Annotated in this window: 12 protein-coding genes and 1 tRNA gene; 4 read left to right on the top strand and 9 right to left on the bottom strand. The window is 69.8% G+C overall.

All coding sequences use genetic code 11. The features are described 5' to 3' along the window. Window positions 1-155: 155 nt before the first annotated feature. Window positions 156-1,514: a flavin monoamine oxidase family protein gene (locus DW297_RS17295; protein ID WP_136034713.1), complete on the top strand. Its 1,359-nt coding sequence runs from the start codon at window positions 156-158 to the stop codon at window positions 1,512-1,514. A 41-nt stretch (window positions 1,515-1,555) separates the two neighbouring features. On the opposite strand, the gene DW297_RS17290 is transcribed toward DW297_RS17295, so the two are convergent. The 3 genes from DW297_RS17290 to DW297_RS17280 are packed head-to-tail and all read right to left on the bottom strand — an operon-like array spanning window position 1,556 to window position 3,425. Then, a complete protein-coding gene (locus tag DW297_RS17290; RefSeq protein WP_136034711.1) occupies window positions 1,556-2,179 on the bottom strand; it encodes a TetR/AcrR family transcriptional regulator in 624 nt (207 codons plus the stop codon). Window positions 2,180-2,185: 6 nt separating this feature from the next. Further along, window positions 2,186-2,746, bottom strand: a complete 561-nt coding sequence (locus DW297_RS17285) for a hypothetical protein (RefSeq protein WP_136034709.1) — start codon at window positions 2,744-2,746, stop codon at window positions 2,186-2,188. Continuing rightward, window positions 2,739-3,425: a hypothetical protein gene (locus DW297_RS17280; RefSeq protein ID WP_136034707.1), complete on the bottom strand. Its 687-nt coding sequence runs from the start codon at window positions 3,423-3,425 to the stop codon at window positions 2,739-2,741. Before DW297_RS17280 ends, DW297_RS17285 begins: the two co-directional genes overlap by 8 nt. Window positions 3,426-3,561: 136 nt before the next feature. On the opposite strand from DW297_RS17280, the gene DW297_RS17275 reads away from it, so the two are divergent. Further along, a complete protein-coding gene (locus tag DW297_RS17275; protein ID WP_240744672.1) occupies window positions 3,562-5,094 on the top strand; it encodes an MFS transporter in 1,533 nt (510 codons plus the stop codon). Between the two features lie 62 nt (window positions 5,095-5,156). Continuing rightward, entirely contained in the window at window positions 5,157-6,329 is a 1,173-nt protein-coding gene (locus DW297_RS17270) for an FAD-dependent oxidoreductase (RefSeq protein ID WP_168442897.1), read from the top strand. Window positions 6,330-6,387: 58 nt separating this feature from the next. On the opposite strand, the gene DW297_RS17265 is transcribed toward DW297_RS17270, so the two are convergent. The 3 genes from DW297_RS17265 to DW297_RS17255 all read right to left on the bottom strand — a co-directional run bounded on the left by DW297_RS17265 (window position 6,388) and on the right by DW297_RS17255 (window position 8,410). Continuing rightward, window positions 6,388-7,032, bottom strand: a complete 645-nt coding sequence (locus DW297_RS17265; RefSeq protein WP_136034701.1) for a DUF1345 domain-containing protein — start codon at window positions 7,030-7,032, stop codon at window positions 6,388-6,390. Window positions 7,033-7,227: 195 nt separating this feature from the next. Then, a tRNA-Ser gene (locus DW297_RS17260) sits at window positions 7,228-7,318 on the bottom strand. A 45-nt stretch (window positions 7,319-7,363) separates the two neighbouring features. Beyond that, window positions 7,364-8,410 (bottom strand): hypothetical protein, encoded by a 1,047-nt coding sequence (locus DW297_RS17255; protein ID WP_136034699.1) that lies wholly within the window; start codon window positions 8,408-8,410, stop codon window positions 7,364-7,366. Between the two features lie 140 nt (window positions 8,411-8,550). Between DW297_RS17255 and DW297_RS17250 the strand changes: the two genes are divergently transcribed. Then, entirely contained in the window at window positions 8,551-9,327 is a 777-nt protein-coding gene (locus DW297_RS17250; protein WP_136034697.1) for a hypothetical protein, read from the top strand. Window positions 9,328-9,364: 37 nt separating this feature from the next. Here DW297_RS17250 and cydC read toward each other — a convergent pair whose 3' ends face one another. Genes cydC through cydB form a run of 3 tightly spaced genes read right to left on the bottom strand, consistent with a single transcriptional unit; the run spans window position 9,365 to window position 13,755 of the window. Further along, a complete protein-coding gene (gene cydC, locus DW297_RS17245; RefSeq protein WP_136034695.1) occupies window positions 9,365-11,032 on the bottom strand; it encodes a thiol reductant ABC exporter subunit CydC in 1,668 nt (555 codons plus the stop codon). Next, on the bottom strand, window positions 11,029-12,696 hold the full coding sequence (cydD, locus tag DW297_RS17240) for a thiol reductant ABC exporter subunit CydD (RefSeq protein ID WP_136034693.1): 1,668 nt from the start codon (window positions 12,694-12,696) through the stop codon (window positions 11,029-11,031). The genes cydC and cydD overlap by 4 nt, the downstream gene beginning before the upstream one ends. 30 nt (window positions 12,697-12,726) lie before the next feature. Beyond that, on the bottom strand, window positions 12,727-13,755 hold the full coding sequence (gene cydB / locus DW297_RS17235) for a cytochrome d ubiquinol oxidase subunit II (protein WP_136034691.1): 1,029 nt from the start codon (window positions 13,753-13,755) through the stop codon (window positions 12,727-12,729). Window positions 13,756-13,759: the final 4 nt, after the last annotated feature.

The following is a 13,759-nucleotide window of genomic DNA, read 5'->3' as shown; positions in this document are numbered from 1 at the left end:
CGCCCTGGCCGGAGCATACCGGGCAGAAGAGGAACCTCCTCGGCCGGGTGCGTCGCGCCTGAGTTAATCCTGTGGAGATGTCGATGATGCAATTACTGTACTGACTAGTCAGTACAGTAAGAGCATCAGCCCTCACACCCCTCGGGAGATGGATCATGAACGCACTTGCCCCACGCTCAGTCGACGTTGTCGTCGTCGGTGCCGGCCTCGCGGGTCTTTCCGCGGCCGATCGCCTCTCTCGCGCAGGGCATGACGTCGTCGTGCTCGAAGGACGCGACCGGGTGGGTGGCCGCATCCTCACCACCGAGGTCGCGGGAGTTCCCGTCGACGCCGGCGCCACCTGGGTGGCCCCGCACCACACCGCCGTTCACGATCTGATGACCCGCTTCGGCCGCGAGCTGGTGCCGCAGTTCCATCAGGGCAAGGGGCTCATCTCCTTCAACGGCAAGCGCAAGGTCGAGGGACTCACGGCGATGTCGCCCGGCGGGATGGTCGACATCGCGCGCATCCTGAGCTCCCTGCAGAAGATGGTGGATCAGCTCCCGGTCTCGGAACCCTGGTCGCATCCGCGCGCGGCCGAGTGGGACTCCCTGACGGTCGGCGAATGGCTGACCTCGAAGCGTGCGACGAAGACCGCGCGGAAGTTCATGACCATGTTCACGCTCGTGCAGTGGGGAGCTCCCGTCAGCGACGTCTCGCTCCTCCACGCCCTGCGCTACGTCAAGAACCTCGGCGGCATCGAATTCATGCTCAAGGTGGAGGGCGGCGACCAGCAGGACCGGGTGCTCGGCACGACGCACTCGCTGGTCCAGCGGCTGGCCGACACCCTCGGCGACCGCGTCTTCCTCGACGCTCCGGTCGAGCGCATCACCACGGTGGACGATCTCGTCACCGTCGAGACTCGCGACCAGAGATTCGAGGCCCGCTACGTCGTCGTCACGACCTCGCCGACTCACCGCGCCAACATCGAGTTCTCACCGGCGCTGCCGGATCAGCATCGCGGACTCGCCCGGGCCTGGCGGCTCGGCGCGCTGAGCAAGGCTTTCGTCGCTTTCGACCGGCCGTTCTGGCGCGACGAGGGCCTATCGGGCGAATCCGTCTCCGATGACGAGACGGTGTTCCTGACCTTCGACGTCAGCCCGAGTGCAGACGGCCCGGGGATCCTCATGGTGTTCTGCGATGCGCGGGGCTTCGACGCCTACGACGAGGCCGAGCGACGCCGCCGCGTCATGAAGCACATCGCGCACCTCTATGGTGACCGGGCGCTGCAGGCGATCGACTACACCGACTTCGCCTGGGGCAACGACGTGTTCGCCCCTGGCGGGCCGAGCCCCGCCGTGCCGCCCAAAGCATGGACGACCTTCGGCCGCTTCCTCCGAGAGCCGATCGGCCCCGTGCACTGGGCCGGGAGCGAGACAGCCGACGAGACGTCGGGAAGCATGAACGGCGCCATCCTGTCCGGCCACCGTGCCGCGAAAGAGATTCTCGAGCGGCTGGAGCCGCGCGGGTGGTGAAGACAGCGCACGACCCGTGCGGCGACGCGAGGAGCGAGGTGCTACTCGGGAAGCGCCTCGCCCCTCGTCAGTCCGAGTAGCAGCCGTTCCGCCTGCGCGGCGTAGGCGGCATCGTTCTCACCATAGGCAACGGACGCAGCGACACCTTCGGCAGCGTGCCGCACGACCATGATCCGCTCTGGGGACAGCCCATCGAGAGCGAGCTGAGTCTCCCACCACGCCGCGTCAGAAGTGGAGAGCGCGACGATCTCGGGGATCTGATAAATGCCTGCCCAGGCCGGCGCCGTGGTGAAGTAGTGCGTCGTCGCTTCTCCGCCGGAGCAGAGCGCGCGCACGTAGGCCCGCAGCATCTTTCCGGGCTCGTTCTCCGAGAGATCCAGGAACTCCGCGACATGCTCCCGGAATTTGCGGTTCGAGTCCTCGACCAGCGCAAGGATGAGAGCATCCTTGCTAGGGAAGTGATGGAGCAGGCCCCCCTTTGAGACGCCCGCTCGCTGTGCAATCGCAGCAAGGGAGATACCGGTTCCGTGGGTGGCGAGGGCCTCCACGGCGGCATCCAGGATCACCCCTCTGGTGCGCTCGGCATTGCGACTCGTTCGCGCGTCCTCGGATGCACCCATGATGTCGATCTCCAATCCGACCCGGACACGGTCGTCCAACGCCACTCGGCCTTATACAAGGTAGTTGGTCAGTGCGCGTGCGATGGACTGGTCCTCGATGTCCTCGATGGACGCGACGATTCCGCTGGAAAGGGCAGAGCGCCGAGTCAGGTACTCGAGCAGACGCCCGTAGAGCTTTATGTGATCGGTGTCCGTGGGCACTTCGAGGCCGTTGAGAGTGAACTCGATTCCGGGTCGTGTCGCCGCGATCTGCGAGAACCCGGCGATCACGTCGCGCACTCCTTGGCGCATGTCCCTCCGGCTCCGGGGACTTCGCGCGTCGGTGTACGCGAGAAGCAGGCCAGTCGATGGGCTCGCGAGCCACCCGAGCTCCCTCTCGAAGGTCGCGTGCGTGGTCGCGGCGCGCTCGTGCCATTGACCCCAGTCCATGCCCTCGCCGAAGAACTCAGCGATCAAGATCACCGTCGTGCGGACCTCCCGCGGTTTCACGTCGGCGTTTCCGCCGTACACGGTCCGGCCCTGTAAGCGGGTGAGTTCCGTGAGCATCGCCAGCCGGGATGCCGCACCCCCGAGAATGCGGACAGCACCTCTGGGCGCAGTGACGTCAGTCATCGAGAGCCTCCTCGTACTCGAGTGCGAATGCCTGGTCTCGCGCGAGGCCTCCGCCGTCGATCGGAACGATCGCCCCCGAGATCGTCGCCCCGAGGGGCGAGCTGAGGAACGCGACGATACCGCCAGCTGCCGGCGACGCAAGCTCGGACGACAGCAGCACGGCATTCACCCGCACCGTGTCCGGCGAACTCCGGATCAGCGAAGCCATCGTGCGCTGGAGCCAACGATGCGCGACGGTCCTTTCGCCGTCGGACGCGAGTCGATGGAGGAGGATCACGTGAAGAGCAGCCTGTGCGGATGCGCGGACCATCTCCTTCACGGCATTGCGCACCCGCTGTCGTATCTCCTTGGTCTCGCGCGCGCTGCGCCACCAACGATGAGGAGCGCGGGCTGTGAGCGCATCGATGACGTCCACGTGGAAGATCACCGCATCAGGGCAGAGCCCCTGATCGGCGAGAAAGGACGCGACTCTGCGGACGGCGCGCTCGCCGATCTCGTCTTCGATCGCGACCCATTGACGTGTGGAGGAACTGTGCTGCGCGAGATCGCCGCCGGAGTTCGCGAAGCGCGTGGCGTAGGTCGAGCATCCCTCCGACGCGAGCGAACGCAGAATCACGCGATCGACCTCGTTACCCGGGCCGAACAGCACAACGGTGGTGTTGCTGAGCTCCAGCTCCATGATGCTCCTAGCGACTGCACGGTCGGCAGTACAGACTATTCAGATGTTACGACGAGACGGAGCATCCAAACCGATCATCTGCTGTGAGAAGCCGAATAGCTTTTTGTTCCGACCGTTTGGTCTTTAGAGTATGACCGTGACTTCTTCATCTGCCCCCGCGGCCACTGCTCCCGTGACTGCCCGCTCCTGGGCGGCGCTCGGCATCCTCACCCTGGCCGTGCTGCTCCTGGCGATCGACGGCACCGTCCTCGCGCTTGCCGTGCCCGCTCTGTCGGCGGACCTCGACCCCACAGCCACCCAACTGCTCTGGATCGGCGACATCTACTCCTTCGCACTCGCGGGTCTCCTCGTGACCATGGGCAATCTGGCGGACCGTATCGGCCGCAAGAAGCTCCTTCTGATCGGCGCCGTCGGCTTCGGGCTCTCCTCGATCCTCGCCGCGGCGGCACCCACCCCCGAGATGCTCATCCTCGCGCGAGCCGTCCTGGGCATCAGCGGCGCGACGATCATGCCTTCCACTCTCGCAATCGTGCGCAACATCTTCTCCGACCCCAAACTCCGGACCCGCGCGATCGCCGTGTGGGCCGCCGGCGCCACCGCCGGCGCCGCAGTGGGGCCGATCGTCGGAGGTGCGCTTCTGGAGCACTTCCACTGGGGCAGCGTCTTCCTCATCAACGTCCCGATCATGATCCTTGTGCTCGTCGGCGGGATCTTCCTGCTGCCCGAGTCGCGCGACCCCAACGGCGGGCGCATCGACCTGCTCTCCGCGGTCCTCTCGTTCGTCGGGATCTTGAGCATCGTCTACGCCATCAAGCATGTCGTCGGCGAGGGGTTCGATCTCACCGTCCCCGCGACGGTGGTTCTCGGCCTCGCCGCGATCTGGTGGTTCATCCGTCGCCAGCGTCGCGTGTCCAACCCCCTTATCGACGTCTCGCTCTTCCACTCACCGGCGTTCTCCGGGGCCGTCGTGGCCAACACCGTCGCGATCTTCGGCTTCGTGGGCCTGCTCTTCTTCTTCTCCCAGTACCTTCAGCTCGTGCGCGGTCTACGCCCGCTCGAGGCGGGCCTGGTCGAGCTCTCGGCGACGATCGCATCCATCATCGTCATCGCCATCGCCGGCTTCGCAGTCGGATGGATCGGCCGCGGCCGCGCCATTGCAACGGGCCTCGCCCTCGGCGCGATCGGTCTCGTGATCCTCGCGATCACCGAGGGATCGCCCGGGCTCGCGGGCATCATCGTCGCCTTCGCGGTCGTGGGTTTCGGCGCGGGCCTTGCGATGACCTTGACGACGGACGCCGTCGTCGGGTCCGCACCGAAGGAGCGCGCCGGTGCCGCATCCTCCATCGCCGAGACCGCATACGAACTGGGGGCAGCCCTCGGCATCGCGGTCCTGGGATCGATACAGACCGCCCTCTACCGCGCGAACCTGGCCGAAATCGATGACCCCGAGGTCGCAGCGACGGTGCAGGAGTCGCTGGCTGGAGCCTCGTCCCATCTCGATGCGACCGCGCCGGGTATTGCAGCAATCCTCGAGCAGGCGCAGCACGCCTTCACGGTCGGCATGCAGTGGACCTCCGTGATCGCTGCGGTCCTGCTGGCCATCGCCGCCGTCGTCGCCTGGTTCGTCATCCCGTCGCACCGCGAACGCACCACATCCGCGCATCACTGATGAATCACCACCAGGAGACCCCCATGACGACATCCCCCGCCCGCGTACAGAATCCCCGCGCAGTGAAGAGAGCCTCTCGGCCTCTCGCGCGCACCCGTCAGCGGGTCCTCGTCGTCGGAGCCGGCATCGCCGGGAGCGCCACCGCCTTCATGCTCGCTCGCAGCGGTTACGACGCGACCATCATCGATGCCGCAGAGGCGCCGTACGAGGGCGGGTACCAGATCCTGCTCGATCCGACCGCCCTCGAGATCATGGAGCAGCTCGGCGTCCAGGACATCGCGCACGAACTCAGCGCTCCGGATCCGCTCGTCTCTCTCCGGCGGAACGGCTCGCAGATCGCCGAGTTCGAGATGACCGGATATCGGATGGCGAGACGCGGTGACCTCGTCGGGCGACTTTCGACGCGCTTCGCGGAATCGGTTCCGACCGTCTTCGGCAAGGAGCTCGTGGGGATCGAGCAGCGGCTCGACGCCGTGCGCGCCCACTTCGCGGACGGCTCGGAGGACGAGTATGACTTCATCGTCGGTGCGGACGGACTCGGTTCGACCGTTCGCCGGCTTGCACTGGAGTCGAATCGATCCAGCGTCCACATCAACGGGCGCATCTGCCTCTGGGTCAACGTGCCCGGTCACCTCGAGGGTCCGTCGGACGCGGCCGTGCTCACCGGGAATCGCCTGGGCGCGCTGGTCTTCCCCTATCCCGATAAGGACGAGACGTTGGTCGTCACCACGGTGCAGATGGGTGCGAGGCATCGTTTCGATGCGGCCGATCTGCAGCCGCTTGCCGCGGACCTGCTCGCCGGATCGGGCTCCGATCTCGCTCATTTCGTCGACTCCGTGCGCCACGCACCTCAGGAACAGACCCGCGTGACCGCGTTCGCGCAGGTCCGTGCACCCCGCTGGCACTCGCGCAGAGTAGTGCTGGTGGGCGACGCGGCCCACTGCATCGACCCGCTCTCGGGTCTGGGGGCGCACGGGGGACTGCTGGGAGGCAGCATCCTCGCTCAGGAGCTGCGTCGCACGCCGCAGGACTTCCATCGCGCGGCGGACCGATACCAGCGGCGAACACGTCGATTCGTGTCGGGCGCGCAACGGGTCACCGCGGGGCTGATGGAGATCGCCACAGCGAGAGGCCTCGGTGATCGCCTACACGGCATGTCCGAGCTGGTGCAGGGCGCTGGACGCGCTCGGCCGGTCCGAGCACCACGCGCGCTCTACGCGGGGCGACGCCGGTGAGAGCCGCCGTGAGACGGGATCGGCGCGGCCCGGGCACGAGACACAGCACATCCCCCGGTCAACCGCTGAGCACGAACTGCAGCACCTGGATCGCGATCGCGATGACCAAGGCGTTGTAGAAGAAGGCGACCACACCGTGCACCAGTACGACGCGGCGCACGCGCGATGACAGCACATTCACGTCGGACGTCGCGAATGTCGTGCCGATCGTGAAGGCGAAGTACAAGAAATCGATCGGCGCAGGAGACATCGTTCCCGGGAACGCCATCTGCTGCTCCTGCGCCTCCAGCGCCGTGTAACGGTAGATGTTGGCGAAACCGACCTGCAGGAGCAGCCACGAGAGCACCACCCCCACAATCGCCGCCACCGCGAACGACGACACCTCGGCGACGACCTGTGCCTCATTGCGGGCGATGAGCGCGAGCACCGCCGAGTAGGCTCCTGTGACGCTCGAGAGGAGCGGTACGACCCAGGCCCAGCGCCGGTTCTCGCCGGCGGCACGGCGATCGGCGCGACTCTGCCGCGCAGGCATCCGCCAGACCAAGACACCGCCGATGGTCAGGTAGATCAGAGCAACGGCCTCCCACGCGATGAGCGCAGCAAGCTGACCCGTGATGACGTATGCGAGGCTGGCGAGGATGATCGCTGTCTCTGCGGCGTACGCCAGCCCTGTCTGCACGCGGGCATGCCGGCGGGAGTTCATGCGGTCAGTCTGACATCCCTAGCGACGGTCTCCACGCCAGACCACCGCCCGGATCGTCGTAGGAGATCGACGAGTCGAGGGAGGCGACGACGGGCACGCTGAAGAAGGCCCCCTGGACACACCGACCAGCGTCACCCCGAACATGACGAAGGCCCCGCATCCCAGTCATATCAACGGGAGTCGGGGCCTTCGTGGTGGCGGTGACGGTGGGATTTGAACCCACGGTAGGGGGTTACCCTACACAACTTTTCGAGAGTTGCACCTTCGGCCGCTCGGACACGTCACCGCGGATCAGTTTACGACACACGGGGCGGCCGCGCGAATCGAGCGGTCACCAGGCCGCGGCGACCGCGGCGTGGGTGCGGAGGATGCCCTCGGTCGAGCCGGCGGGTGCGCGGCCGATGCCGCACTCGGTGGCGACGCCGAACGCCGGCACGTACGGGGCCGCTGCGGCGATCCGTCGACGGGCGCCCTCCTCGCCGTCCTCCCGGTGCACGAGGCCGAGGTACAGCTCGTCCACGGGCTCGAGCTGTGCGAGCGGGGCGAAGTAGGCCGCGTCGTCGTGGGCGATCGGCACCGGGAGGTGCAGCCACGTGAGCGGTCGGGAGCTCGCGGCGGCCACGGCGTTCGCGTAGCGCACGAGGTTCCCGGCGTCGGACGGCTCGAAGAAGTGCTTCTCCCCCGCGTCGCCGTAGCAGAGGTGCACCCCCACCTCGACGTCGGCGGGCACCGCGTCGACGAGGGCGGCGAGGCGCGACACCAGCCCGTCGAACGGATCGCCCGGCCACCACGCCTCCATGACCGCGCCGTAGCCCGACGCGCGTTCGATGATGCCCATCTCGCTGGCCACGTCCCACTGCACGGCGAGGTCGTGGTGCGGGATCCCGGCGAGGATCCCATCGAGCTCGCGCAGGATCGCCGCGGTGTACACCGGCTCGATCGCCGCGCGGTCGTCGCCGTGGAAGAACGAGGAGATCACGGCGAGCGGCGTGGGCAGCGACACCTGGAACCGGGTGCCCGGCGCCACGACACCCTCCTCGCGGAGCCGGGTGAACAGGGCGTACGACTCGAGCGCGGCCTCGGCATACCCGAGCGGGGGCAGCTCGATGCGCGCGGGGTCGACGCCCTCGGTGAGGCGGAGCCCCCGCGCGTCGATGCCGGCCGGGAACGGGATGGGCTCGTCGCCGATCCGCTCGATGCCGTCGGCCTGGCCGATCACGTCGGGCTGGAACATGATCCAGTGGAACCGCTTGCCGACCTCGCCGTCGGGGAGGCGGCGCAGGCGGTCGCCGAGCAGCTCCGCCGCCGTGCGCATCGTGGTCTCGGCGTCGTCGTAGTTCACACTGCCCACGAGAAGGGCACCCTGGGGCTGCGTCATCGCCCCAGGATATCGGTGGGGTGCAGCGTGACCGCCCGCGCCTTTTGCCCGGTCGTGGCGCCCGGCACCTCCGCACCAGCCGGTTAGGATTGCCTAAGAACCCGCCGTCTTGGGGTGGCATCGACGGGAAGGACAGCAGCATGGCATTCATCACCTCGGAGGCTCTCGCCGACACCGGCTACGTCGTCCTCGACGACGACACGAGCCCCATCGATCCCGCCGAGTGGCGCGACCTGGAGTACGTCGGCTGGCGCTCGTCCGGCATCACCCGCTTCGCCCCGCTCACCAGCTACGCGGGCGACATCGACTGCAACGGCTTCTGGAACCGCACGCCTCCGCGCACCGACAAGGACGGCGTGTGGATCGACGCGCAGGTCGCGATCGCGCCGACGCTGCAGAGCCGGGCGCTGGAGCCGGGCGCGGGCATCGGCCGGTGCCGCGTGATCGAGCTGCAGCCCAACGACTACGCCGACGCGATCTACAACCTGCACCAGGACGACAACAACCGGCTCAACGAACCGGGCACGGGCTGGGTGGTTCGCGGCTACGTCAACCTCACCGACGACACGGAGTCGATGCTCATCCTCCGCTCCGACCGCTTCGACCCCGCGACCGAGGTGCGTCTGCCCCTGCACGCCGGCTCCCGCATCGTGATCGACACGCAGCGGTTCTGGCACGCCGTGTGGCACCGCGGCACGGCCCCGCGGTACGCCCTCATCACGTCGTGGACCAGCGGCCCCGAGCTCGACGCCTACATCGCCGCGCACCACGGAGACCCGCACCCGCCCACCGTCGAGCTCGACCCGCGCCTGGTCGAGGCCGCGCAGGTGGAGATGCACCGCCGCATCGAGGAGCGCCGCCGCGCGTTCGAGGCGCAGGGCATCGTGATGGAGCCGCCCGTCGACATGAGCGTCTGACCTCGATGTCCCGCCGCGACGCCGGTCGCGCGACGCCTCAGAGCGTGCGACCGCCGTCGAGCCGCACCACCCGGTCCACCGTTCCCGCGGGGGGATCCACGTGCGAGATCAGCAGCACCGTCTGGTCGCCCGCGGCGTCGAGCAGGTCGCGCAGCAGGGCGTCCGAGGCCTCGGGGTCCACACCAGCGGTCGGCTCGTCGAGCACCAGTACCGGGAACCCCCGGAGCAGCGCGCGGGCCAGGGCGATGCGCTGCGCCTGGCCGCCCGACACCAGCGCCCCGCGGTCGCCCACCCTGGCGTCGAGGCCCCCGCGGTCGCGCGCCCACGCCCCGAGCCCCACGCGGTCGAGCGCGTCGAGGAGCTCCGCGTCGGTCGCGGTGTCCCTGGCGAACAGGAGGTTCTGCCGCAGATCCTCATCGAACAGCTGCGGGTGCTGCTCGCACAGGCCGATCGTGCGGCGCAGCGCCGGACCCGACAGTGCCGCGGCGTCGCGCCCGTCGATGCGGTACTCCCCTGTCACGCGGAGGAACCCGACCAGGGCGGCCGCGAGCGAGCTCTTGCCCGCACCGCTCGGACCGGTCACGAGCACGCGCTCCCCGGGCCGGAGGTCGAGGTCGACGCCGCGCAGTGCCGGAACCCCTCCGGGCCAGTGCGCCGCGACCCCGCGGAGCGTGACCCGCGGTGTGCCGTCGAACGCGACATCCTCCCCCGCGTCCGTCCGCAGCTCCGACGGCATGCGCTCCGGCAGCACGTCCACGATGCGCTCGGCGCTCGCCCGCACGCTGCGCCACGAGGCCGCGGCGATCGGCACGGCCCCGAACACCTCGAACACCACCATCGGCACGAGCACCGCGACCGCGAGCCACGGCGCATCGATCGCCCCGGTCGCGAGTCCCGGCGCGGCCGCCGCGAGCGCCCACACCGACGCAGCCCCCGCCACGAGCGACACGGTGCCCGCGGCGACGGCCTGGGCGACCGAGGCCCTGCTCACGACCCGGCGCAGGGCGGCGTCGGCCACCCGGATGCGCTCGCGCGCCTGGCCCTCCGCCCCGTAGGCGAGCAGCACGTCGAGACTGCCGAGGTAGTCGACCAGGGCCGCCGACACCTCGGCGCGACGGGCAGACACGGCCGACTCGGCCCGGGAGCCGAACACCCACCCGAGCCCGATCGCGGCGAGCGCGGCGACGACCAGGCACACGGCGAGGGTCAACGCGGCCGCGGGCGACACGAAGGCGAGGAACCCCACGGCCCCCACGGCGACGAGCGCCGACACCGCGAGCGGCTGCACCACCCGCAACGGCAGGTTCTGCAGATTCTCCACGTCGTCGACGAGCGCCGCGAGCACCTGTCCCCGGTCGGTCGCGCCGAGCCCCGCGGGAGAGAGCGGGATGAGGCGGCGCACCAGGTCGGAGCGCGTCGAGGCCAGCTGCCGCAGCGCCGCATCGTGCCCGCTGAGCCGCTCGAGGTAGCGGGTCACGGCGCGGGTCACGGCGAAGAACCGCACCCCGACCACGGCCACCGACAGCGGCACGAGCGAGTCCACGATCGAGGCGCTCACGATCAGCCAGCCGCTCACCGCGAGCAGGCTCACGGCCGCGCCCGCCGACAGCACGCCCCAGATCAGGCCGGGCAGGAACCGCGCGACGGGCGGCTGCGCCAGGCGGAGCACCTCGCGCACCCGCCGGGCCCTGGTGGTCTCGCTCATGCGCTCACCCCCAGGGCGACCACGCGGTCGGCGATGTCGCGCGCCGACCGGCGGTGGGAGACCAGCACCACGGTCGCTCCGGCGTCCGCCCGCGCGCGCAGCGAGGACCACAGCCGCTCCTCCGTGGCGGGGTCGAGCGCGCTGGAGGGTTCGTCGAGCGCGAGCACGGCGTGCGGCATCCCCGCCTGGCGGTAGAGCGCCCGCGCCACCGCGACCCGCTGCGCCTGCCCGCCCGACAGTCCGCTGCCCTGCACGCCGAGCTCCCGCGCGGGGTCGATGCCCTCGGCGCAGGCGGCGTCGAGCGCCCTCCCCACCCGCTCCGCATCGGGCTCCGGGTCGCCGAGGGCGACGTTGTCCGCCACCGTGCCGCGGATGAGCCCGGGCGACTGGCCCGCCCACGCCAGCCACTCCGACGACGCGAGGCCGCGGACGTCACGCCCGGACCACGTCGCCTCGCCCGCGAACGGCACCGCGCCCCGCAGGGCCGCCAGCAGACTCGACTTGCCCGCGCCGCTCGGCCCCTCGATGAGGGTGATGGTGCCGCGCTCGGCGGTGAACGACACGGGCGGCAGGTCGCGCACGCGCAGCTGATCCACGACGAGGGCGCCGTCCGTGCGGGTTCGCGACTCCGGAGAACGGACGGCGGCTGCGCCGGGGACCGCGCCGGAGGCGCTCACCGCGGCAGGCGCTCCCGAGTCGTGTACGCCGGAGCCGTCGCCCCGCGCCTCGTCGAGCACCGCGAACACGTCCTCGGTCGCGGCGACCCCCTCCGCCGCCGCGTGGAACTGCACGCCCACCTGCCGGATGGGGAGGAAGGCCTCGGGCGCCAGCAGCAGCACGAACAGCCCGACCTCGAGCGTGAGCTCGCCCGACAGCAGCCGGAACCCCACCGCGACCGCGATGAGCGCCACCGCCAGCGACGACAGCAGCTCCATGGAGAAGCCCGACAGGAACGAGAACCGCAGCACCTTCATGGTCTCGCGGCGGTAGTCGTCGGCGGTGGCCTCGATGCGGTCGGCCGCCCGGGCGTCGCGGCCGAACAGGCGCAGCGTCGACAGTCCCTGCACGGTGTCGGCGAACCGGGCGGCCAGTCGCTGCAGCGTCTGCCACTGCCGCTTCTGCACGGTGCGGGTGGCGATGCCGATCAGGATGAGGAACAGCGGGATGAGCGGCAGGGTGATGAGGGCCGTGAGCCCGCTCGGCCAGTCCTGCCACCACATGACCGCGACCAGCACGGGTGTCGCGATCGCCGTGAGCACCAGCTGCGGGATGTACCGGGCGAAGTAGGCGTCGAGCGCCTCCAGCCCGTGCCCCGCGGTCACCGCGAGCGCCGTCTGGTTCCGCTGCGCCAGCCACCCCGGCCCGAGGCGCCCGACGGCCGCCACGAGCGCGGACCGCAGCTGCATGCCCGTGCGCGCGGCCGCCCGTGTACCCGCGGCGTCGGACGCGGCGATCAGCAGCCCGCGCACCAGGGCCGTCGCGAGCAGCGTGAGCAGCACCACGGTGACGTCTCGGCCGGCGATCGCTCCCGTGATGGCCTCGGTCAGCAGCCACGCGAACGCGATCGTGACCGCGGTCTGGGCGACGCCGATCACCGCGGAGGCCGCGAGGTACCCACGGGCGGCGGCCGCGTAGCGCAGCAGTCTCGGGTCGACGGGTTTCATGCGGGGGCGATCATCGGGGGCGGGGCAGGGTCACGCGTGGGCCGGCGCCCCCTCGATCGAGCTGCGGGTGACGCGCTTGCGGAACACCCAGTATGTCCAGGTCTGGTACGCGATGACGAGCGGCAGCGCGATCAGCGCGGTCCAGGTCATGATCTGCAGCGTGTACGGGGTGCTCGACGCGTTCGCGATCGTCAGGCTGAACGCCGGGTCGATGGTCGACGGCATGACGAACGGGAACAGCGCGGCGAACAGCATCACCACGGCCGTCAGCACCGTGACGATGCCCGCGGTGAAGGCCTGGCCGTCTCGGCCCCGCAGCGACAGCACGATCGCGGCGATGAGCGACACCGCGGCGATGGCACCGGCACCCGCGACCAGCCACAGCAGCGGCGCCTCCCGCCCCGCGGCGAGGAAGTAGGTCCACAGCACGGTCGCGGCGGCGGCGATCACGGTGGGCACGGCCGCGCGGGCAGCGAGCTTCCGGGCATCGGCGTGCACCTGCCCGTCGGTCTTGAGCGCCACGAACAGCACGCCGTGCAGGAAGAACAGCAGCAGGGTGGTCACGCCGACCAGCAGCGCGTACGGGTTGAGCAGCGAGAAGAAGCCGCCGACGTAGATGTGGTTCTCGTCGATCGCGACGCCCTGCACGATGTTGCCGAAGGCGACGCCCCACAGCAGCGCGGGCACGACGGAGCCGATCACGATCATCCGGTCGAAGCCCTGCTTCCACTTCCTGCTCTCCCGCTGGTGGCGGTACTCGAACGAGACGCCGCGCAGGATGAGCGCGAGCAGGATGAGCAGCAGCGGCAGGTAGAACCCGCTGAAGAGGGTGGCGTACCACTCGGGGAACGACGCGAACAGCGAGGCGCCGGCGACGATGACCCACGTCTCGTTGAGGTCCCACACCGGGCCGATCGTGTTGATGACCTGCCGGCGGGAGACGTCGTCCTTGCCGAGGAACGGCAGCGACATGCCGACGCCGAAGTCGAATCCGTCGAGCACGAAGTACCCCACGAAGAGGAAGGCGACGATCCAGAACCAGAGCGTTGCGAGATCCATGATG

The organism is Microbacterium sp. PF5 (genome assembly GCF_004794315.1).
Lineage (GTDB): Bacteria > Actinomycetota > Actinomycetes > Actinomycetales > Microbacteriaceae > Microbacterium > Microbacterium sufflavum.
The sequence above is the reverse complement of the archived record's forward strand: the minus strand, read 5'-3'. Positions and strand labels throughout refer to the sequence as shown.

Bases quoted from the DNA above. Each gene is read 5' to 3' on its own strand.
- cydD (WP_136034693.1), bottom strand. From the start codon at position 12,696: ATGAAACCCGTCGACCCGAGACTGCTGCGCTACGCGGCCGCCGCCCGT.
- DW297_RS17285 (WP_136034709.1), bottom strand. From the start codon at position 2,746: ATGACTGACGTCACTGCGCCCAGAGGTGCTGTCCGCATTCTCGGGGGT.
- cydB (WP_136034691.1), bottom strand. From the start codon at position 13,755: ATGGATCTCGCAACGCTCTGGTTCTGGATCGTCGCCTTCCTCTTCGTG.
- DW297_RS17295 (WP_136034713.1), top strand. From the start codon at position 156: ATGAACGCACTTGCCCCACGCTCAGTCGACGTTGTCGTCGTCGGTGCC.
- cydC (WP_136034695.1), bottom strand. From the start codon at position 11,032: ATGAGCGAGACCACCAGGGCCCGGCGGGTGCGCGAGGTGCTCCGCCTG.
- DW297_RS17250 (WP_136034697.1), top strand. From the start codon at position 8,551: ATGGCATTCATCACCTCGGAGGCTCTCGCCGACACCGGCTACGTCGTC.
- DW297_RS17255 (WP_136034699.1), bottom strand. From the start codon at position 8,410: ATGACGCAGCCCCAGGGTGCCCTTCTCGTGGGCAGTGTGAACTACGAC.
- DW297_RS17265 (WP_136034701.1), bottom strand. From the start codon at position 7,032: ATGAACTCCCGCCGGCATGCCCGCGTGCAGACAGGGCTGGCGTACGCC.
- DW297_RS17280 (WP_136034707.1), bottom strand. From the start codon at position 3,425: ATGGAGCTGGAGCTCAGCAACACCACCGTTGTGCTGTTCGGCCCGGGT.